General features: G+C 64.0%; 23 protein-coding genes. 5 read left to right on the forward strand and 18 right to left on the reverse strand.

Features of this window, described 5'->3' with window-relative positions; genetic code table 11:
* Window positions 1–31: 31 nt before the first annotated feature.
* The gene (locus SPR01S_RS05185; RefSeq protein WP_066585932.1) at window positions 32–1,123 is read right to left on the reverse strand and encodes a fatty acid desaturase family protein; all 1,092 of its coding nucleotides are present in this window, start codon (window positions 1,121–1,123) and stop codon (window positions 32–34) included.
* A gap of 174 nt (window positions 1,124–1,297) precedes the next feature.
* Between SPR01S_RS05185 and SPR01S_RS05190 the strand changes: the two genes are divergently transcribed.
* Window positions 1,298–2,452 (forward strand): GNAT family N-acetyltransferase, encoded by a 1,155-nt coding sequence (locus SPR01S_RS05190; RefSeq protein WP_066585935.1) that lies wholly within the window; start codon window positions 1,298–1,300, stop codon window positions 2,450–2,452.
* A gap of 108 nt (window positions 2,453–2,560) precedes the next feature.
* Here SPR01S_RS05190 and SPR01S_RS05195 read toward each other — a convergent pair whose 3' ends face one another.
* The 6 genes from SPR01S_RS05195 to SPR01S_RS05220 all read right to left on the reverse strand — a co-directional run bounded on the left by SPR01S_RS05195 (window position 2,561) and on the right by SPR01S_RS05220 (window position 6,422).
* On the reverse strand, window positions 2,561–2,812 hold the full coding sequence (locus SPR01S_RS05195; RefSeq protein WP_066585851.1) for a hypothetical protein: 252 nt from the start codon (window positions 2,810–2,812) through the stop codon (window positions 2,561–2,563).
* 51 nt (window positions 2,813–2,863) lie between these two features.
* Window positions 2,864–3,115 (reverse strand): hypothetical protein, encoded by a 252-nt coding sequence (locus SPR01S_RS05200; protein ID WP_066585855.1) that lies wholly within the window; start codon window positions 3,113–3,115, stop codon window positions 2,864–2,866.
* A 191-nt stretch (window positions 3,116–3,306) separates the two neighbouring features.
* Window positions 3,307–4,095: a transporter gene (locus SPR01S_RS05205; RefSeq protein ID WP_066585858.1), complete on the reverse strand. Its 789-nt coding sequence runs from the start codon at window positions 4,093–4,095 to the stop codon at window positions 3,307–3,309.
* 34 nt (window positions 4,096–4,129) lie between these two features.
* Entirely contained in the window at window positions 4,130–4,900 is a 771-nt protein-coding gene (gene xth / locus SPR01S_RS05210; protein ID WP_066585862.1) for an exodeoxyribonuclease III, read from the reverse strand.
* 42 nt (window positions 4,901–4,942) lie between these two features.
* Window positions 4,943–5,281 (reverse strand): iron-sulfur cluster insertion protein ErpA, encoded by a 339-nt coding sequence (gene erpA / locus SPR01S_RS05215; RefSeq protein ID WP_066585873.1) that lies wholly within the window; start codon window positions 5,279–5,281, stop codon window positions 4,943–4,945.
* A 109-nt stretch (window positions 5,282–5,390) separates the two neighbouring features.
* Window positions 5,391–6,422 (reverse strand): M23 family metallopeptidase, encoded by a 1,032-nt coding sequence (locus SPR01S_RS05220; protein WP_281178765.1) that lies wholly within the window; start codon window positions 6,420–6,422, stop codon window positions 5,391–5,393.
* Between the two features lie 75 nt (window positions 6,423–6,497).
* Here SPR01S_RS05220 and SPR01S_RS22010 point away from each other — a divergent pair, with 75 nt between their 5' ends.
* Window positions 6,498–6,635, forward strand: a complete 138-nt coding sequence (locus tag SPR01S_RS22010; protein ID WP_245661883.1) for a hypothetical protein — start codon at window positions 6,498–6,500, stop codon at window positions 6,633–6,635.
* A gap of 59 nt (window positions 6,636–6,694) precedes the next feature.
* Here SPR01S_RS22010 and SPR01S_RS05225 read toward each other — a convergent pair whose 3' ends face one another.
* From SPR01S_RS05225 to SPR01S_RS05245, 6 genes are all read right to left on the reverse strand, one after another.
* Window positions 6,695–7,501, reverse strand: coding sequence for a ferritin-like domain-containing protein (locus SPR01S_RS05225; RefSeq protein WP_245661877.1), 807 nt, complete (start codon window positions 7,499–7,501; stop codon window positions 6,695–6,697).
* A gap of 44 nt (window positions 7,502–7,545) precedes the next feature.
* The gene (locus SPR01S_RS05230; protein WP_066585883.1) at window positions 7,546–8,013 is read right to left on the reverse strand and encodes a peroxiredoxin; all 468 of its coding nucleotides are present in this window, start codon (window positions 8,011–8,013) and stop codon (window positions 7,546–7,548) included.
* The gene (locus SPR01S_RS05235) at window positions 8,000–10,681 is read right to left on the reverse strand and encodes a bifunctional [glutamine synthetase] adenylyltransferase/[glutamine synthetase]-adenylyl-L-tyrosine phosphorylase (protein ID WP_066585885.1); all 2,682 of its coding nucleotides are present in this window, start codon (window positions 10,679–10,681) and stop codon (window positions 8,000–8,002) included. The genes SPR01S_RS05230 and SPR01S_RS05235 overlap by 14 nt, the downstream gene beginning before the upstream one ends.
* Before the next feature lie 412 nt (window positions 10,682–11,093).
* Window positions 11,094–11,777 (reverse strand): sigma-70 family RNA polymerase sigma factor, encoded by a 684-nt coding sequence (locus SPR01S_RS05240; protein ID WP_066585887.1) that lies wholly within the window; start codon window positions 11,775–11,777, stop codon window positions 11,094–11,096.
* Between the two features lie 89 nt (window positions 11,778–11,866).
* Entirely contained in the window at window positions 11,867–12,001 is a 135-nt protein-coding gene (locus SPR01S_RS22100) for a hypothetical protein (RefSeq protein WP_281178766.1), read from the reverse strand.
* A 177-nt stretch (window positions 12,002–12,178) separates the two neighbouring features.
* Window positions 12,179–12,979: a response regulator gene (locus tag SPR01S_RS05245; RefSeq protein WP_066585889.1), complete on the reverse strand. Its 801-nt coding sequence runs from the start codon at window positions 12,977–12,979 to the stop codon at window positions 12,179–12,181.
* A 160-nt stretch (window positions 12,980–13,139) separates the two neighbouring features.
* On the opposite strand from SPR01S_RS05245, the gene SPR01S_RS05250 reads away from it, so the two are divergent.
* From SPR01S_RS05250 to SPR01S_RS05260, 3 genes are all read left to right on the forward strand, one after another.
* A complete protein-coding gene (locus SPR01S_RS05250; RefSeq protein WP_245661878.1) occupies window positions 13,140–13,367 on the forward strand; it encodes a NepR family anti-sigma factor in 228 nt (75 codons plus the stop codon).
* Between the two features lie 3 nt (window positions 13,368–13,370).
* Window positions 13,371–14,957: a sensor histidine kinase gene (locus tag SPR01S_RS05255; RefSeq protein ID WP_245661879.1), complete on the forward strand. Its 1,587-nt coding sequence runs from the start codon at window positions 13,371–13,373 to the stop codon at window positions 14,955–14,957.
* 275 nt (window positions 14,958–15,232) lie between these two features.
* Window positions 15,233–15,367: an entericidin A/B family lipoprotein gene (locus SPR01S_RS05260; protein WP_066585891.1), complete on the forward strand. Its 135-nt coding sequence runs from the start codon at window positions 15,233–15,235 to the stop codon at window positions 15,365–15,367.
* 5 nt (window positions 15,368–15,372) lie between these two features.
* Here SPR01S_RS05260 and tatC read toward each other — a convergent pair whose 3' ends face one another.
* The 5 genes from tatC to SPR01S_RS05285 are packed head-to-tail and all read right to left on the reverse strand — an operon-like array spanning window position 15,373 to window position 18,321.
* Window positions 15,373–16,149 carry a twin-arginine translocase subunit TatC gene (gene tatC / locus SPR01S_RS05265; protein ID WP_084250953.1) on the reverse strand — a complete coding sequence of 259 codons (777 nt, stop codon included), beginning with the start codon at window positions 16,147–16,149 and terminating at the stop codon, window positions 15,373–15,375.
* A gap of 4 nt (window positions 16,150–16,153) precedes the next feature.
* Window positions 16,154–16,672, reverse strand: a complete 519-nt coding sequence (locus SPR01S_RS05270; protein ID WP_439646724.1) for a twin-arginine translocase TatA/TatE family subunit — start codon at window positions 16,670–16,672, stop codon at window positions 16,154–16,156.
* A gap of 24 nt (window positions 16,673–16,696) precedes the next feature.
* Window positions 16,697–16,930, reverse strand: coding sequence for a twin-arginine translocase TatA/TatE family subunit (locus SPR01S_RS05275; RefSeq protein ID WP_066585909.1), 234 nt, complete (start codon window positions 16,928–16,930; stop codon window positions 16,697–16,699).
* 30 nt (window positions 16,931–16,960) lie between these two features.
* Entirely contained in the window at window positions 16,961–17,578 is a 618-nt protein-coding gene (gene scpB / locus SPR01S_RS05280; protein ID WP_066585911.1) for an SMC-Scp complex subunit ScpB, read from the reverse strand.
* Window positions 17,575–18,321: a segregation and condensation protein A gene (locus SPR01S_RS05285; protein WP_066585918.1), complete on the reverse strand. Its 747-nt coding sequence runs from the start codon at window positions 18,319–18,321 to the stop codon at window positions 17,575–17,577. The genes scpB and SPR01S_RS05285 overlap by 4 nt, the downstream gene beginning before the upstream one ends.
* Between the last annotated feature and the right edge of the window lie 167 nt (window positions 18,322–18,488).

Below are 18,488 nucleotides of genomic sequence, written 5' to 3' on the forward strand. Positions count from 1 at the left end.
AAGCGGCGCCCCCAACACGTTCGGGGGAAGATCAGCGCGCCTTCATCGTACTGGTGGCGAGGCGGACCGCCAACATCGGCAGGCCCTTGTAATTGCCCTTATGATACGGCGAGTCCGGCTCGAGCGCGGCGGTGATGCGGCGGTGCGCGGTCCCCAGCGCGTGGTAAGGCAGGCCAGGCAGCAGATGATGCAGCGCGTGATAGCGCAAACCCACCGGCGCCCACAGCATCGGCAATAGCGCAGGCGGCGGCACATTTACCGAATCGAGATATTGCGCGGTGACCGTCATCGCCTCGCCCTCATTCTCCCACAAATGGGCAACGAGCGTGCGTACCTGGTTGATAACGGCGACCGCCGAGGCGACGATCAGGAAGGTGACGAAGGCCTTGAGCGGGACGATGCCGGTGGCGGTCAGGGCGATCAGCATAATCGACCACAGGCTGGCAGCAGCCTCCAGCCGGTGCCACAACCGCCGCGCCTCGCCCTCGGGTGCCCTGCGCTGGAATGACGGGTTGATCTGCAGGCCCGAATAGCGCGCGACGACGACGCGGCGCAGCGCCGGGACGAGCAACGATAACGGGGTCAGGATCGCGTAGCGGACCAGCAACGCGATCGGCGCCAGTGCCGACACCAGCAGGAAAACCGGCAGCGTCCACGGCTTCATCAGCGCAAGCGGCAGATATTCGGGGTCTTCCACCGTGCCGTAGCGCGTCCGCGCATGATGCAGGTTATGGACGCCTTCGTACATGAAGCTCGGCGTCAGCAGCGGGATGCCGACCAGCAGGTTCCAGGCCAGCCGGAACCCCGGCACCGCCGAATGCTTGATATGGGTGAGTTCGTGGATGAAGCTTTCGGCGCGATACAAGGCCAGGACCGCGACGAGGCCCGCCGCGATCGCCCAGCCCAACGACGGGGCCAGGATCGCGCCGGCCAGGGCCGCATAGCCGATTGCCGCCGACAACAGCATGTCGAGCCAATAGATGCGCGGATTGGGCACATTGAGGTCGCGGGTCAGATCCGCCGCCGCCCGTAGCATCGCCCTGTCGTCGTCGATCCGCACGCGCACGGGCGCGGCATTGGCCGCATCGGCCGTGCGGCGGTCGAGAGTCACGATTGTATCCATGGGAAGCGCCATTGACCGAACATAGTGGCGACACGGTGGCATTCCAACGACGAAGCCGCCGCCGATCAGGGTGATCGCAATTTCCCATCTTTACGCAAAACGGCGTCGCCTTGGGATTGTCCGAGCCACGGACAAAGCCTAACGCGCGGTCTGTTCCAGCCTGATGAGGTGCCGATGCCCGGTCAAATGACCATCCGCCCGATCGACAGCAAGGGCGACCTGAAGAAGTTCGTCGCCCTGCCCTATCGCTTGTACAAGGACGATCCGAATTGGGTGCCGCCGCTGAAAGGCGATGCGTTGAAGAAGCTCATTCCGGGCAAGAATGGCTGGCTGAGCCACGCCAAGCAGCAATTGTTCCTGGCCGAGCGCGACGGCAAGGTCGTCGGTCGCATCTCCGCGCATATCGACACGCTGGCGCTGGAAATGCCAGCCGACCAGGGGTTCGGGCCCGGCTGCGGTCAGTTCGGCTATTTCGACGCCGAGGACGAAGCGATCGCGCAGGCGCTGATCACCGCCGCCGAAGCGTGGCTTAAGAATCAGGGCATGGACCGCGTGCTCGGGCCGCTCAGCGCTTCGATCTGGGAAGAGCCGGGCCTGCTGATCCAGGGCTTCGATCACCCGCCGACGATCATGATGGGGCACAACAAGCCCGAATATCGGGGCTGGATCGAGCGAGCCGGTTATCAGCCGGTCAAGCAGGTCATGACCTATGAGCTCGACATCACCAAGGAATTCCCGCCGATCGTCAAGCGCATCGTCCAGATGGGCGAGCGCAACGACCGCATCCGCGTCCGTGAAGTCGACAAGTCGAAGTTCGACGAGGAGGCGGCGATTATCCTCTACATCCTCAACGATGCCTGGTCGGACAATTGGGGGTTCGTGCCGTTCACTCCGCCGGAGATCGACGATATCGGGGTCATGCTGAAGCCGATCGTCTACAACGACCTGATCCGTATCGCCGAGCTCGACGGCAAGCCGGTCGCGTTCATGATCACGCTCCCCGACCTCAACGAAGCGATCAAGCCGTTGAACGGCAATCTGCTGCCATTCGGTTGGGCAAAGCTGCTATTGTGGCTACGCAAGCCCCAGACAAAGACGATGCGTGTTCCTTTGATGGGCGTGGTGAAGGAGTTGCAGGCGTCGCGCATGGCGAGCCAGTTGGCCTTCATGATGATCGAATATATTCGCCGCGCAGCGATCTCGAACTACAGCGCCACCCGAGGCGAAATCGGTTGGGTGCTCGACGACAATCAGGGCATGAACGCCATTGCCGATGCGATCGATAGCAAGGTCAACAAGGTCTATCAGATCTACGAGAAGCGCATCTAAAGAACGCCACGCCGCCGAGCCTGGCTGGGAGGGCGACAGGCTCGGCGACGCGGCAGGTATTCCGGACCCGGTCAAGCGAGGGAATGCGCAACCCGATCCGGAGACCTTTCAGGGGTTGAGTGGATCGAAACCGTCCTCGCGCATCCACGCGTCGCGAGTCTTGCAGACCTTTTTCGCGATCCGCGAGCCTGTGACGGTGTCGACGATGCAATATTTGGTCGACGCGGAAGGCGGGGCGGTCGGTGTGGCGTTCGCGACCGGAGTTACGTCGCCAGCAGGCGTCGGTCCGGCGGCCTGGGCGGAGGCAGCAATCGTCGTCAACGCTGCAAGGGCGATGGCACTGGTGAAGGTCTTGATCATGGCTTCATCCTCTCGACCGGGTGCGGCGCGTGCCGCACCCCGTGAAGCTTCTCAGTTCTTCAACTGTTTGGTGGGATCGACACCCTCCGCCCGCCATTGTTCGAGCGTTTTGCAAACCCTGCCGCCGACGATCGACCCGGTCGGCGCTTCCACCCGGTAACAATAACGCGCCGGTGCGCTGGCCGCGGGCGCCGGCAGATCCTTGGCCTCTGCCTGATCAGCCTTGACCTTACCCGAGGCGAGGGCGGGGCTACCAGCCAAGACACTTAGGGCCGCTACCGCGGCAAAGGTGAATTTGAACATCTTCCTGCTCCTGAACTAGCTGGCGGGGGTGACCAGCACGTGTGTTGGTGCATTAAGTATGCCAAACAGTAGAATCTATATTAATCAGTGCTTTACGTGACGACTACGTCTGTAGACATTGGCGTGGCAAACCAAAGCGCGGCAATTTCCGCCAAAGATCGGCGTAACCCGCAGCGCGATTTACGCCGCCGTCAAAAGCGGCGGGCGATTCCCGCGTAAAGCTCGAAATCCGGGGCATTGCGATCGAGCCCTGCAACCGCCCCGACATCCAGCTGCAGCGTCTTTCGCGCCATCCAAGCAAGCGATGCGGACGCTAAATCCTGCGTAGTCGACCCCGACGGATCTTCATCGCGAACCAGTTGGTCCTCCAGCGTGAGGGTCAAGGCATCGTTCAGCGCGAAACCGACGCCGATTACGGCGCTATAGGCCAGATGCCGGCCGCGTCCGTCCTGATCGACCGCGGCGTCAACTTCGGGCGTCACCTCGAGGTTGACCGTCTTGGAGAGATCATAGGTCACAGGCACGACGAGCCCAGCTCCCCAATCCCCCGCCCCGACCGGAGACCGTCCGACCGGCAGCGTCACGAACGGTTGGACCGCCACCGAGAAACCACTACCATCGGGATTACGCAGATTCGCTTTGATGCCCAGCGTCGCATCGCCGGTACGGGTCGCGCGATCGACGACGCCGCCGGTCCTTTCGCGAACAATTCCCAACGGCGTCCAACCAATTTGTGCCTCGACGCTATCAGTCAACCCAATCCGTAGCGACGTATCGCCGATCAGCACCGTGTCGGTGCGATCGCCACCCTGTTTGTCGAGCGTCCAGTCGCCGAGCGAGGTTTCGACCGATACCTGTCCCGGCGCCATGGTGCAGGCCGGCGTACCGAGACCCGGCCGCGCCGGGCAGTAATCGCGGCTCTGATCGTCGGCATGCGCGATGGCAGGGGCGGACACAGCTGCCGCGAACAGCAAAAGCATCGCGCCAGCTTGCCGAGGATGGAGAGCCATCGGCCTAGCGCAACCGGACCCAAGTGGGGGCGTGATCGCTCGCCTTTTCGCGGCCGCGATATTCCTTGTCGACCCCGGCATCGGCCAGTCGGTCAGCAGCGACTGGGCTTAGCAGCAGATGGTCGATGCGAAAGCCGGCATCGCGCTGCCACGCGCCGGCCTGATAGTCCCAGTAGGTCCACACCCCGCCCTGGGGATGGCGTGTGCGCAGGCTGTCGGTCCAACCCTGGTTCAGAAGGGCACGATAACGCTCGCGGCTCTCCGGCTGGGTCAGCGCATCGTCGGCCATCGCGCGCACCGAGAAGGTGTCGTCGTTATTGGGGATGACGTTATAGTCGCCGGCGAGAACCGCCGGGACTTCCTCGGCGAGCAAATCGCGCGCGCGATCGGCCAGCCGTTCCATCCATTTGAGCTTGTAATCGAATTTCGGCCCCGGCCGCGGGTTGCCGTTGGGCAAATAGATCGACGCGACCACGAGTCCATCGACATCGCATTCCAGGTAGCGGCTATGCGCGTCCTCGGGATCGCCAGCCAAGCCCCGCTGACGCTCGACCGGGTCCTTGCCCCTGGCCAACACCGCAACGCCGTTGAAGCCCTTTTGCCCATGCCACACCGCGCCATACCCGGCGGCGCGAATATCGTCGATCGGGAAGCCGTCGTCGGCCGCCTTCAATTCCTGCAGGCAGACTACGTCGGGCTGCTGCTCGGACAGATATTCGACCAGCCGCTCGAGCCGCGCCCTGATGCCGTTGACGTTGTAGCTGACGATCTTCACGCGGTGCTTTCGTTGGGTTGCAGAGCAATCTCCAACAGAGGCTTACACCGAGAAAGACGAACCGCAACCACAGCCCGAGGCCGCGTTGGGATTTTCCACCGTGAAATGCGCGCCACCGAGCGTGTCGACGAAATCGACCGAACAGCCGCGCACCAGATCGAGGCTGATATCGTCGACCGCCAGCTTAACGCCATCGGTCTCGACCACGGTGTCGCCGTCCTCCAGCCCATCCGCGAGGCCGAATTTGTATTGGAAACCCGAACAGCCCCCGCCTTCGACCGACAGGCGAAGGATAGCGGGCTTGCTTTGGCGTTCGGCGATCCATGCCACGCGCTTGGCGGCGGCAGGAGTCAGCGCAATATCGGCAGCGAGAGTAGCCATGGTGCGGAGATAGGCGCTCGCCGCCCGCTCAGCAACTGACGGTCGAGAAGATATGAAAAGGCCGCCCCGTTTGCCCGGAGCGGCCCATCCTCTCGCGTCCCTCGAGAAATCAGTCGGCCGAGTCCGCCGCCGGAGCAGTGCTGACCGGAACGGTGTTGAGCTGCGGGCTCTTGATCGCCTGGAGATAATCGGCGGTCTGCAGGAACGGCATCGGATTCACCGCGCGACCGTCGATGCGAACCTCGTAATGGAGATGCGGACCGGTCGATCGGCCGGTCGAGCCCGACATGGCGATCAACTGACCGCGCTTCACCTTCTGCCCGGCGGTGACCAGGATCTTCGACAAGTGACCGTAACGGGTCTGAATGCCGCGGCCATGATCGATCTCGACCAGATTGCCGTAGCCGCCCGCACGCTCCGCACGATCGACCGTGCCGTCGGCGGTTGCGTACACCGCAGTGCCGGTCCCGCAAGGAATGTCGACGCCCGGATGGAATGCCGCGGTGCCGCGGAACGGGTCGCTACGGATGCCGAAATTGCTGGTGAACTTGAGGTTGCTGACCGGCTGAACCGACGGAATCGAGATCAGGCCATCCTGCAGCGTGTCGAGCTTCTTCCAGGTCTGGAATAGCGCGCGGAACTGGGCATCGGCGGCCATATCGGCGGCCGCCTCGGCGCTATCGGCGGCTTCGTAGGGCCCGCCCATCGCCGCATTCTTCGGCTGGAAGCGGTTGGGGTTGATCCCCAATGCCTTGGCCCGCTGTAGCGCCGCGATATACCGCTTTTCGGTGGTGATCCGCGCCTTGATCGCCAGCGTCACCTGATCGTGCTCGACTTGCGTCAGCGGCGCGACGACGTCGGCGGCAGCCGCGGCGGCCTTGGGGTCGATCGGCTGATAAGCCACCGGCTGGAGCTCGCCCTGCCCGCTGATCGCGGCGGCCAGCATCTTCTGGCGCGCTTCGACCCGCTTGGCGCGGGCGTCGGCCACGTATTTGATCTGCTGGATTTTCGCCTGCATGCCGGCGACCTGCGCCTCCATCTTGGCGACCTTTGCCTCGGAGGTGAGCGGCGTTCCGGTGAGCCCGGATAGCGCCACGGCGTTCACGCCTGCCTGGGCGACGCCGTAAGCCGAGAAGCTCAACGTGATGGCGCCCGCGACGGCAACCGCGGCCTGCGTCCGTCCCGCAATCGAGAAACGACGAAGATCGCGGCCATCATGGAAAATGAAATCGCGTGTTTTGAAGAATTGGCGGCAGCGAGCGAACGCGTCCTGCAAATTCGTAAGTTTAATCATGCGTCCCCGGCGACCCTGGCGACGATCACCGCGTTATACGGCGACCATGAAGATGGTTGATCCGGGCCCAGCCCCTCCGCGCCCGGTTGTTGGGGAGGACAAGTGCCAGCATGTCGTTTTCATGCAAGAGGCGCGTAAAATTCGCGGGGCAGACCGGCAGCTTCGCGGGCTGAGTCGTTGAATGGCGGCTTAATCACGCCGCGGAAATGGCGCCGCACCAACGCCCGCCAATGCGATTCGACCGCGATTCCAGATGATTCGCAGGCCGCACGAAACCAGGTTGCGCCATACGCAACATGACGTATCTCATCGGCCAGAATACGCTTGAGAATTCGAGCGGTTCCCTCGTCGCCTGCGGCGAGGAAGCGATCGATCGTCGCCGGCGTCACGTCGAGCCCGCGTGCTTCGAGAACCATCGGCACAACAGCAAGGCGCGCGAGCGGATCGTGCGCGGTCGCTTCGGCCGCTTCCCACAGGCCGTCATGCGCCGCGAGCGCGCCATAATGGCTGCCCAATTTGCGCAGCCGCCGGTCAAGCAGCGCGAAGTGCATCGCTTCGTCCGCACCCACCGACAGCCAATCGTCGACGAATTCGCGGGGAAAATGGGCGCCGAACCGCCCGGCGAGATCGAATGCCAGGTCGATCGCGACGAACTCGATATGCGCAAGTGCGTGGATGAGCGCGATCCGGCCGCGTTCCGATCCACCCTTGCCGCGCCGGGGCATGCGGTTGGGCGGAAGCAATTCGGGTTCCGCTGGCCGTGCCGGCCGATCGGGCATCGCGACGTCGAATTGGTGCGCGAGATCGCCCCGTCGCCAGGCGCGAACGGCTGCGCGCGCCTGTTTGACCTTGGCGGCGGGATCGCCAATCTCAAGCACCGAGCGGCAAGCGTCGGCGATCGTCATGCCGGTTTCGACCACACTCATGCGAGGGCGTACCGCATTGGTGGAATCAGGCTACCGCCCGCCACTCACCCCAATTCCCGGACCGCCGACAACACCTGTTCGACATGGCCCGGCACCTTCACTTTGCGCCAGACCCTGGCCAACTTGCCCGTGGCGTCGAACAGCCAGGTCGACCGGTCGATGCCCATATATTCGCGGCCATACAGCACCTTGGGCACCCAGGCGCCGAACGCGTCGATCACGCCGGTCTCGTCGCTCGCGAGCGGCACGGCCAATGAATATTTGTCGGTGAACTTTCGATGCTTCGCCGGCGTGTCCTTCGACACGCCCAGCACGGCGGCGCCGGCTTTGTGAAAATCCGGCAGTGCCGCGGTGAAGTCCTGCGCTTCGCGCGTGCAGCCCGCGGTGTCGTCCTTGGGATAGAAATAGAGCACCAGCGGCTTGCCGACATAATCACGCAGGTTGATCGTCGCACCGTCAGACGCCGTCAGCACCGCGTCGGGCAGCATATCGCCGACCTCAAGTCCCGCCATGTGTCTCTCCACTTACCGATTGCCAGATCCGCGTGACGTCCTGCCGGGTCGCCTCGAAACGCGCAACCAATACGTCCCAGCTTTCGGCGCCAAGCGCGCGCAGAATTAGGGCTCGGGTCGGCGGCGATGGCGGCTCGTTGTCGGGCGCGACCAGCCGGAGCAACACCAGCATGCGCGTCAGGAAGCGATAATCCTCGCCAAGCGACGCGGGGACGATCCCTTTCCGCGCCAGCATATCGATCGCCGGGTGGAGATCGGGATCGATCGCGACTCCCGGGTGTGAGAGCTGCGCGACGTGGACCGCGAATTCGAGGTCGACGAGACCGCCGGGCAGCAGCTTGGCATCGAGCGACCCCCGCGGTGGCTTGTGCCGCGCCATTTCGGCTCGCATGTCGACCGCGTCGGCAATGAGCTTGGCAATGTCGCGCGGTGCCCTCAGCACCGCATCGATCACCGCGGTCACATCCTGGCGCGCGTGCTGCGAACCGAACACGGGACGCGCGCGAGTCAGCGCCATATGCTCCCAGGTCCAGGCATCCTCTTGTTGATATTTGGCGAAGCCGGCGAGCGAAACGACCAGCGGGCCTTGCGCGCCCGATGGCCGCAACCGCGTATCGATCTCGTACAAGGCACCGGCAGCGGTCGGCACCGACAACGCGGCGCTCAGGCGTTGCGCGAGGCGATTGTAATAATGGACCGCGCCGAGCGGTTTCGGACCATCGGATTCGGCGGAGAAGTCCCCGGTGAACAGATAGATGAGGTCCAGGTCGGAGGCATGCGTGAGCGCACCGCCGCCGAGCCGCCCGAGCGCGAGGATGAGCAATTCGCTATCGGGCACATGTCCGTGCGCACGCGCGAACTCGGCGACCGTCGCCGCGCCGAGCACCTCGATCGCCGCTTCGGCGACGCGCGCATAGCCATGCGCGACCTCCAACGGGTCGCTCGTCCCTGCCACCAATTGGGCACCGAGCGCGAAGCGCTTCTCGCCGACGACCAAGCGTACCCGTTGCAATGCGGCTTCGTAATCGTCCCCAGCCTCACCCGAGCGCATTTCCGCGGCGAGCGCGGCGACATCACCGACCGGCTCCAGCGCGGTCGCGTCGATCAATCCGTCGAGCAAGGCCGGCCGTCGGCTCAGCGCGCCGGCAAGTGGCGGGGCGTGGCTGAGAATCGTCGCCAACAATTGCCCCAATTGCGGCCGCGCCTCGATCAGGCGGAAGAAATTGATCGCGCTCGGCAGGCGCGACAACATCGTGTCGAGCTGAACGAGAGCAGCGCGCGGATCTGGCGCCTGGCCGAGTGCCGTCATCAGTCCCGGCAGAACCGCCTCGAGCGCCTGACGCGCCGCCGGACTGCGCAACGCGGGATACGAGCCGCCGCGCCACCGCTCGATCATCTGGATCGCGCTCGCGCCGTCGTCGAAACCCATTGCGCCGAGTTGTGCAGACAAGCTGTCGGCATCGCTCGCGAGCGCCGCCTCGTCGCGCGCATCGAGCGAGTCGTAGATTTGCCCGACTCGCTCGACGTGAGGTCGCAGCATCGCGATTAGACCCGCGCTATCCTCAAACCCCGCTAACCGGCTCACGCCTTCGAGCGCGTCTCCGGCGCGCGGCAGCGCATGCGTCTGTCGATCGTCGACCATTTGCAAGCGATGTTCGATCGTGCGCAGTGCCACATAAGCGGACTTCAGCGCACTTGCCTCGTCGCCCGTTATGCGGCCGGCGGCCGATAACCGGTCGAGCGCGTCCATCGTCGCCGGGGCTCGGAGCGACGGATCGCGGCCGCCATGGATCAACTGATGAATCTGGGTGAAAAACTCGACCTCGCGGATACCGCCACGCCCGCGCTTGAGGTCGTAACCCGGCCCGAATGCCTGGCCTTGTGCGTGGTGATCGCGAATCCGCCGGGTGATCTCGCGAATCTCGCCGACCGCGCCGAAATCGACTGCCCGGCGCCAGACGAACGGGCGGATCGCGTCGAGAAAGCGTTGCCCGAGCGCGATGTCGCCGGCGCAGGCGCGCGCGCGAATGAAGGCAGCGCGTTCCCAGGGCAGCGCCTGGCTCTCATAATAGGATATCGCCGCATCCACCGGCAGCGCGATCGGCGTCACCTCGGGCGACGGGCGCAGGCGAAGATCGACGCGGAGCACATAGCCCTCGCCATCGCGCGCCTGGAGCAGTTCGACCACGCGCCGCGCGATCCGCACCGCCGCTTCCACCGGCTCTTCGCGAGAGCGGTGCGGCAAGGTCCTCGGATCGAACAACAGGATCGGGTCGATGTCCGACGAATAATTGAGTTCGTGACTACCCTGTTTGCCGAGCGCGATGCCGGCAAAACCGCTGGCGTCGGCATCGGGCGCTCGCTCGTGGATGGCGGTACGGATCGCGAGGTCGAGAGCGCGATCGGCGAAATCGGTGAGCCGTCGCGTCACGCCGACCAGGTCGAGCGCGCCGGCCAGATCGGCGATCGCGACGATCAGCGCTTCGCGCCGGCGCGCGCGGCGCAGCGCAACACTCACCGGCAGATCGGGGTCGAACGGCGCCGGATCGGGTACCACGCCTTGCGCCAACTGGGCGGCAAGGTCTGGCTGCTGCTCGAGCGCGAGGCGCAGGAACGGCGCATGCGCTTGGGCCCTTGAGACGGCGTCCGCGAAATTCGGTTCGGTCACCGGTTCTGCCAATGGATCCAGGTGCAAGCTGCCACAATCATGTAACCGGCTGTAGAACACTCGTCAGGAGAGCGCCAATCGTGGCGCAAACAGCACGAGTTGATCCAGATCAATAAAACTGACAACGAAGCGGCAACAAATTGTGGCAATCGGCGTTCTAGCTGGCATGAGCCCGCCCAACCCCCATAGTCCGGCGACGCCATCCGGTGGCCACGATATCGTGCGCCGACCGCGCCAAAGCGATGGCGTGGGCAGTGCCTTGCGCCAGATCTACACCGGCGCACCGACCCTTCCGAGCGACCTGCAATCGCTGCTGAGGCGGCTGTCGAAAGACAATTAAGCTCGCCTCTTGCGGCGGTAAGAGTGATTCAATTCCGGGAATTGGGTGCGGCCGGCATATGCCTGTGCAGCTTTATTCCTCATCGTCATCAATGTCGTCGCCCTGATCGGGTGCCGGATTATGATCACCGCTCAGATCGTCGACCTCGTCCATGATGGTATCTAGCGCGGTACGGCCCGGGTGATCCGGCGAGTTGCGACGGGAGGTGAGCTGTCCGCCGCTCAGGATCGCCTCGAGCGCTACGCGCCCCCGCGCGACGCGGCTCTTGATCGTGCCGACCGCCACCTGACAAATTTCGGCGGCTTCTTCATAAGCGAAACCGCCCGCACCGACCAGGATGAGCGCCTCGCGTTGCGGCTGCGGCAAGTGCAGCAGCGCGCGCTGCATATCACCCAGTTCGACATGCTTGTCCTGACTGGCGGGCGCGGCAAGGATGCGGTCGGCGACCAGATCGTCCCATTCGCCCTTGAACCGAGCGCGGCGCATCTGGCTGAGATACAGGTTGCGCAGGATGATGAAGGTCCAGGCGCGCATATTGGTGCCCGCCTGAAAGCGCTGCCGTGCCGCCCATGCCTTGAGCAAGGTTTCCTGCACCAGGTCGTCGGCAAGGTCGCGGCTTCCCGACAAAGAACGGCCGAAGGCGCGGAGATGCGGGATCACTTGTCCCAGCTGTTCCTTGAACTCCGGATCCGACAAGGCGACGTGTTCGATCACTTCCCCATTATCGTCAACGGTGCCGGTCTGTGTGCTGCTCATGGAACTCCGTCGAACGTGGGGGCCGCCAACGCGCGACCCAGAGGATACATAGGGTGATATGGACGCCAGGGCCAAGCCGGACCGCTCCATCATTGATGGAACAGCACCGGGCCCCACACGATCAGCGACAGGATCACGACTGCAAGCGCCAACGAAATGCCGAGGATGTACCGCGTGATACCGGGCGTCTCTCCGGCGCGTGCATGCTCGGCGTCGGTATGCACCGAAGTCTCTGGGGGAGTATGTTCAGCCATGAGGGCAGAACGCACGGATCCCGTTTTGGCTCCGTAACCGATGGAACTTTGAAATTTATGGTCGAGTTCCGGTCTGCTCGGGAGATATGCCTCCGCCGGTGGCATCTTGTCGGATACCGCCGGCGGCTGCCCACCCCTGAACGCGGCTCAAGCCGGTACGGTCGACTCGTCGAAGAATAGCGCCTGGCTGATTGCGGCCTTTACCGTCGACCGCTGGAACGGCTTGGTGATCAGGAAGGTCGGTTCGGGCCGTTCGCCGGTCAGCAGACGCTCCGGGAAAGCGGTGATGAAGATGACCGGCACCTGGAATTCGGCGAGGATATCCTTCACCGCGTCGATCCCCGAGCTATCGTCGGCCAGTTGGATATCGGCGAGCACCAAGCCGGGACGATCGGCCATCGCCGCGGCGACTGCCTCGTCGCGCGTGACCGCGACGCCGGTAACGTCATGCCCCAGATCGCGAACGATCGTCTCGATATCCATCGCGATGATCGGCTCGTCCTCGATGATCAGCACGCGTGCCCGCGTCTGTTTCTCGATCTCCGCGAGCGCCTCCGCCACGAGCTTTTCCACCTCGTCATTCTCGACGTCGATCAGATAGGCTGCGTCCTCGGTGGTGAAGCCTTCCATCGCCGTCAACAATAATGCCTGACGCGACAACGGCGTCATCCGCGCCAGCCGGGCACGTGCGATCGCCTCCTGGCCGCTGACGGTGTCGCCGGCAAGAATTTCGCTCTCGTCGGCATTGGCGCTCTGCCAGATCGCCTGGAAGGTGCGGTAAAGGCCGAGCCGAGGATCGACATCGCGCGGGAATTCCTCCGGCGCGGCGACGATCGCTTCCAACGTGGCGCGGACATAGCGGTCGCCATGTTCCTGGCTTCCCGTCAACGCCCGCCCATAACGACGCAGGAACGGTAGATGAGGGGCTAGCTGCTGACCGAGCGACATGACGATTTAAATCTCCCCGATAGGATGCCGGCCCTTTAGTGGGGGCCCGGCTTGGTGAATGCAACGCGACAAATTTTCTGTTCGCTAGTGGAACAATCGAGATCGTTTTTGGTTTCACAGATATGATGGCGCATTCTAAGCGCCGTGTCGGGACCCCCTCTTGCGGGTCGCTTTCTGTTCCGGCATGGCCGGCATGTATATGAGGGGGATTGCATTGCAGCCTGGCCGGCCGTCGTCAAAGCGGGACAAGAAGTCCGACGACAAGGAAGACAAGGGTAAAAAGGGCAAGGACGAAGCGATGGGCGCCGCCCTTCGATCGGTCTATCATGCCGCCGCCAGCGAACCCGTTCCCGATCAGATGCTAGATCTGCTGAACAAGCTGGGATAATCCATGGGCGGCCTGACGGCTGGAGAGCGGGCGGCAGGTACGCTGGGTGCACGCGTCGCGCGCATGCCGACCGGCGCCAAGATATTCATTATCCTGGGCGGAGCGCTGTTGCCCTTCGCCGTCATCGCCTTTTTCGCGACATTGTCGACCACGCGTCAGGCGGGCCAAGTCGCGGCCTCGCAATTGCGCGTCGCCGCCCAGGAAAGCTCGCGCAATCTTTCGATCGAGCTGGTCGGCGACATGACCGCGCTGACCTCCGCGATGAAGGCGCTGGCTGTCGACCATGGCGATACGCCGAGTTGCGCCCGCGTGCAGGGCGTGTTCGCGCAACCATCGACCACCGGTGCCGGATTCATGATCCTCGACAGTCAGAACCGGCTGCTCTGCGGTTCACAGCTGCCGGTCGCCATGCCCGAGCAGATGCGCAGCACCGGATCGACCGCGCGGATCGTTCCCGGTAAAGGACTTGTGCTGGCGGTCAACGCTCCGGGCGGGCAGGTGCGCGGCGCCGCTTTCTTCCCCGCGAGGTTTCTCTCGGACATCGCCAAACCGACCGGCTTCGCGTCGGATTACGAGGAATCGCTGAGCAGCCCTGACGGCCCCGACCGGCTGGTTCTGCGATCGATGGCTGGCGAAAACCCGCTCGATCTGTACGTACCGGTCCGCGCGGCGCTGGGGATCGGCGATCTGTCGGCCGAAATGCGGATGCGGACGAAGGTGCTTACCTCGCCGATCCTGATCGCGTTGATCTTTCCGATCCTGATGTGGGTCGCGGCCGCCGGCTTCGCCTGGTTCGTCGTCGACCGTCTGTTGATCAAGCCACTGCGGACGCTGCGCGCCAGCGTCGCTGCCTATCGGCCGGGCGAAGTGATCGATCCGGCGGTCGTGCGATCGCTCCCGGCGCAGGAAATCCGCGAACTCGGCGAGACGTTCCGCTCGTTGAGCCGAACGCTGATCCTGCACGAAGCCGGATTGGCCGAAGGGCTGGTGCGTCAGACGCGGTTGACGCGCGAAGTCCATCATCGCGTGAAGAACAACCTGCAGGTCATCTCAAGCCTGATCAATCTTCACGCGCGCGGTGCTCAGGCGGCCGAAGCGGCACGCGCTTATGCCTCGATCCAACGGCGCGTCGACGCGCTGGCGGTGGTTCACCGCCACCACTTCGCCGAGATGGAGGATAATCGCGGGCTGAGCTTGCGCTCGGTGATCGGCGAACTGGCGTCCAACATCCGCGCGACCAGCCCGGAGAATTCCGGGCTGTCGATCCTGCTCGATGTCGAGCCCTGGCTGGTTACCCAGGACATCGCGATCGCGATCGCCTTCCTGCTGACCGAGATCATCGAGCTCGCCATCAGCGTCATTCCCAACGCGCAGATCCACATCTCGGTGCGCGAGGGTGAAACGCCGGGCACGGCGATCCTGCGCGTGACATCCCCCTCGCTGGTCGACGGCGACACGCTGGTCGGCGCGTTGGGACAGCGTTACGCTCGGGTGATCGAGGGCCTGTCGCGACAGCTTCGGGCGCCGCTCCACCACGACCCGCTGACTGGATCCTATGAGATCGCGGTTGCCGTGACTGGACGCGACTAAAAAAATTTTTCGCGTCGCGCTTTTTTTTTGGAACAACCCCGAAAAAGGTGCGTTTGGACTTCCGGATAGCGACCTTATGCCCCCCCGCTCTCGCTATCCACGACATAGGCCCGGAAGCGTCAACCCCTCCCCCCCCGGTGGCGCTTCCGGGCCTAAATTCGTCTAAACGCAGCGAAAATCGCAAAAATCATGATGACCGGCGAGCGAATGTGCCCTCTCGACGATCGGCGCGCTGCGCGTTACCGCAAGGTCAGCAAAATTCGGGAGATATCATCATGCACAAGGTTATCGGCCTGACGATCGCCGCCGCCGCGCTTCTGCTTGCCGGCTGCAACACGATTTCGGGCGTGGGCAAGGATGTCAGCTCGGTCGGCAGTACGGTTTCGAAGACCGCCGACAAGCACAAATAGACGGTTCAGGCCGTCTCGGCGTCGGGAGCCGGCTGGCGCTCCCGACGTTTGTGCGTCAGCCAGATCACACCCAGCGTCATCACATAAAGTCCGACCAGCGGCAGCGCGAGCATGATCATCGACCCGGCGTCGGGCGGCGCCAGGAACAGGGCGACGCCGAAACAGCCGAGAATAGCATAGCGCCACGCCTTGACGAGCTGACCCAGCGTCACGATTCCCGCGCGTTCTATCAGCATCAGCAGCACGGGCATCAGGAAGGCGACGCCGAACCCGAACAGGAACTGCATCACGAAGCCGAGATACGCGTCCATCGACGGCAGCGCTTCCTGCTGCACACCGCCGACATCGCTTTGATAGCTCAGCAGGAAATGCAGCGCGGCGGGGATCGCCATGAAATAAGCCATTGAGCAGCCAGCCGCGAACAGGACAGGCGTTGCCAACAGGAACGGCAGCAGTGCGCGCTTCTCCTTGCGGTACAGGCCCGGCGAGACGAATTGCCAAAGCTGATTGGCGATCACCGGAAACGCCAGGATGACCGCCGCGAAGAACGCTACCTTCAACTGGACGAAAAACGCTTCGAACGGCTGCGTGTAGATGAGCTTGGTTTGCCCAGCGAGCTTGAGCGGGTGGACGAGCACGCCGAAGATCGCTTTGGCGAAGTAGAGGCAGATACCGAACAATATAGCGAGCGAGCCGAGGCTGATGAGCAAGCGTTTGCGCAGCTCGATCAGGTGATCGAGCAAAGGCGCGCGGCTCGCGTCGATATCGTCCTCGTCACTCATCGGATCATTCACTGGGGGTTTCGGGCGGGGCGGCCGTCTTGGGCCGGCGCGTACGCGGCTTCGGCGCGGTCTGCTCGACCGTGTCCGACGCCGATGACTTCGCGGCCTTTGAGCGCGGTTTGCGCGCCGCCTGTTTCGGAGCAGGTGCCGGGGAGGATGGCGGCAGGTCGGGTTCGGCAGCGATCACCGGCTGTTCGACCATGACCGGTTCCGGGTCGGAATAGGTGTCCGTCCCCGCATTGTCCTGAGGCTTTGGCGCCATCAGCGCGGCCATGTCGACCGTCTGCGGGAACTCGCGCATGATGCGCTCATTTTCCGCTTTCCACTTCTTTTCCATCTCCGCGAATTCGGCCTCGCGGATCATGTCGTCGAAGCCCGAGCGGAACTGGCGCGCCAGGCCGCGCGCCTTGCCGACCCATTGCCCGGCGAAGCGCATCGCGCGCGGCAAGTCCTTGGGCGGAATGACGAGCAGCGCCACCACCCCCAATACCATCAATTCGGTCGGGGCTACATCCAGGATCACGGCCGGATACCTCTCCGGCGGGGCTTAGCGTTCGGCGTCGCGGACGCGCTCGGCGGTCGCGTCGATCGTCGGATCGGTCTGCCGCTTGGCCTCGATCCGGCTCGGCGGGACGACATCGTCATCCTCCGCCATGCCCTTCTTGAACTGCTTGATGCCCTTGGCCACGTCACCCATCATGTTCGAGAACCGGCCTCCACCAAGGACCAGGATCGCGATCACACCAAAGATCAGCCAATGAACCAGGCTGAAACTACCCATCACAAGATCTCCCAAAGGCGTAAACGCTATCTAGTCCCGATCGCCGTCATTTTCCACTTGTTCCTCACCGCCGTCTTCGGTCCCGCCGGCGACCGACAGTTCGGCCATGGCGAGGTCGATCGGATCGAGCAGTCCAGCGGCGCGCAGATCGTCGATGCCGGGCAGATCGCGACGGCTGGCGAGGCCGAAATGCGTGAGGAATTCGGGCGTGGTGGCAAAAGTGAGCGGGCGCCCCGGCGTCTCGCGGCGTCCGGCGGGCCGGACCCAGCCCGCCTCCATCAGCACGTCGAGCGTCCCCTTGCTGATCTGGACGCCGCGGATCGCTTCGATCTCGGCGCGAGTCACTGGCTCGTGATAGGCGGTGATCGCGAGCGTCTCGATTGCCGCGCGCGACAGCTTGCGCGGCTCCTCGCGGTCACGGCGCAGCAAATGCGCGAGATCGCCGGCAGTCTGGAAATGCCAGCGATCGCCACGCCGGACCAGTTCGATCCCGCGCCCGGCATAATCCTCGGCGATCCGATTCAGCGCACCGCGAACGTCGATGTCTTCGCCGACATGCGCACGGATCATGTCGACGGTCAGCGGCTCATCGGCGGCGAATAGTACCGCTTCGACCGCGCGGACCGGATCGTCGGGATCGATCGTCATGCCTCCGCCCCCTGGCCGGTGGCCTTGAGATAGAGCGGCGCGAAGGCGGATTTCTGGCGCAATTCGGCCTTGCCCATCCGCGCCAGTTCGAGCGCCGCGACGAAACTCGACGCGAGCGCCGATTTGCGGAAGGCGCCGTCCAGGCTGTCGGGCAGGAAACTTTCAATCGTCGCCCATTCGATCCGCTCGCCGAGCAACCGCGACACGCGTTCGAGCGCAGCGTCCAGCGTCATTACCAGCCGGTCATGGACGACATGGAAGACCGGGCGATTGCGCGCGTTGATCTGGCCGTAAGCGGCGATCAGATCGTAGATCTCCGCCTGCCATTGCGCCTTGCGCACAGTGCGCAGTCCCTCGGGCGCGCCGCGGCGGAAGACATCGCGGCCGATTCGGTCGCGCGCCAGCAGCCGCGCGCCAGCATCGCGCATCGCATTGAGCCGCTCGAGCCGCATCTGCAGCCGCAACGCCAGTTCCTCCGGGCTCGGTTCGATCTCCGGGTCGCGCGGCAGCAACAATGCCGATTTGAGATAAGCCAGCCACGCCGCCATCACGAGATAATCGGCCGCGACTTCGAGCTTCAGCGTGCGCGCGTGCTCGATGTACGAGAGATATTGTTCGACCAATTGCAGGATCGAGATCTGCTTGAGATCGACCTTTTGCGACCGGGCGAGCGCGAGCAGGAGGTCGAGAGGACCTTCCCATCCTTCGATGTCCAGTGTCAGCGTGTCGTCGGCGGCCTCCATTGGGGCATCTTAGTCATAGACGTCCGCGATGCGAAAGACGGGTAGCTGGAGCGATTGTGGATAAACACCTGCCTAGCAATACTCCGTCACCCCGGCCTTGTGCCGGGGTCCAACGGTCTGCAAGCGCCAGACAAGAGGCTCCAGCTACTCCCTAACCGGCTCGTTGG

The organism is Sphingomonas pruni NBRC 15498 (assembly GCF_001598455.1).
Taxonomy (GTDB): domain Bacteria; phylum Pseudomonadota; class Alphaproteobacteria; order Sphingomonadales; family Sphingomonadaceae; genus Sphingomonas; species Sphingomonas pruni.

What these genes read in the sequence shown, in the direction of transcription:
- SPR01S_RS05275 (WP_066585909.1), bottom strand. Translation starts at nt 16,930, where the DNA reads ATGGGTAGTTTCAGCCTGGTTCATTGGCTGATCTTTGGTGTGATCGCG.
- scpB (WP_066585911.1), bottom strand. Translation starts at nt 17,578, where the DNA reads ATGACGATCGATCCCGACGATCCGGTCCGCGCGGTCGAAGCGGTACTA.
- SPR01S_RS05205 (WP_066585858.1), bottom strand. Translation starts at nt 4,095, where the DNA reads ATGCTTTTGCTGTTCGCGGCAGCTGTGTCCGCCCCTGCCATCGCGCAT.
- SPR01S_RS05230 (WP_066585883.1), bottom strand. Translation starts at nt 8,013, where the DNA reads ATGGCGGGACTTGAGGTCGGCGATATGCTGCCCGACGCGGTGCTGACG.
- SPR01S_RS05255 (WP_245661879.1), top strand. Translation starts at nt 13,371, where the DNA reads ATGGGCGGCCTGACGGCTGGAGAGCGGGCGGCAGGTACGCTGGGTGCA.
- SPR01S_RS05285 (WP_066585918.1), bottom strand. Translation starts at nt 18,321, where the DNA reads ATGGAGGCCGCCGACGACACGCTGACACTGGACATCGAAGGATGGGAA.
- SPR01S_RS05240 (WP_066585887.1), bottom strand. Translation starts at nt 11,777, where the DNA reads ATGAGCAGCACACAGACCGGCACCGTTGACGATAATGGGGAAGTGATC.
- SPR01S_RS05185 (WP_066585932.1), bottom strand. Translation starts at nt 1,123, where the DNA reads ATGGATACAATCGTGACTCTCGACCGCCGCACGGCCGATGCGGCCAAT.
- SPR01S_RS22010 (WP_245661883.1), top strand. Translation starts at nt 6,498, where the DNA reads ATGGAAAATGAAATCGCGTGTTTTGAAGAATTGGCGGCAGCGAGCGAA.
- SPR01S_RS05200 (WP_066585855.1), bottom strand. Translation starts at nt 3,115, where the DNA reads ATGTTCAAATTCACCTTTGCCGCGGTAGCGGCCCTAAGTGTCTTGGCT.
- SPR01S_RS05260 (WP_066585891.1), top strand. Translation starts at nt 15,233, where the DNA reads ATGCACAAGGTTATCGGCCTGACGATCGCCGCCGCCGCGCTTCTGCTT.
- erpA (WP_066585873.1), bottom strand. Translation starts at nt 5,281, where the DNA reads ATGGCTACTCTCGCTGCCGATATTGCGCTGACTCCTGCCGCCGCCAAG.
- SPR01S_RS05195 (WP_066585851.1), bottom strand. Translation starts at nt 2,812, where the DNA reads ATGATCAAGACCTTCACCAGTGCCATCGCCCTTGCAGCGTTGACGACG.
- SPR01S_RS05190 (WP_066585935.1), top strand. Translation starts at nt 1,298, where the DNA reads ATGCCCGGTCAAATGACCATCCGCCCGATCGACAGCAAGGGCGACCTG.
- SPR01S_RS05245 (WP_066585889.1), bottom strand. Translation starts at nt 12,979, where the DNA reads ATGTCGCTCGGTCAGCAGCTAGCCCCTCATCTACCGTTCCTGCGTCGT.
- SPR01S_RS05225 (WP_245661877.1), bottom strand. Translation starts at nt 7,501, where the DNA reads ATGAGTGTGGTCGAAACCGGCATGACGATCGCCGACGCTTGCCGCTCG.
- tatC (WP_084250953.1), bottom strand. Translation starts at nt 16,149, where the DNA reads ATGAGTGACGAGGACGATATCGACGCGAGCCGCGCGCCTTTGCTCGAT.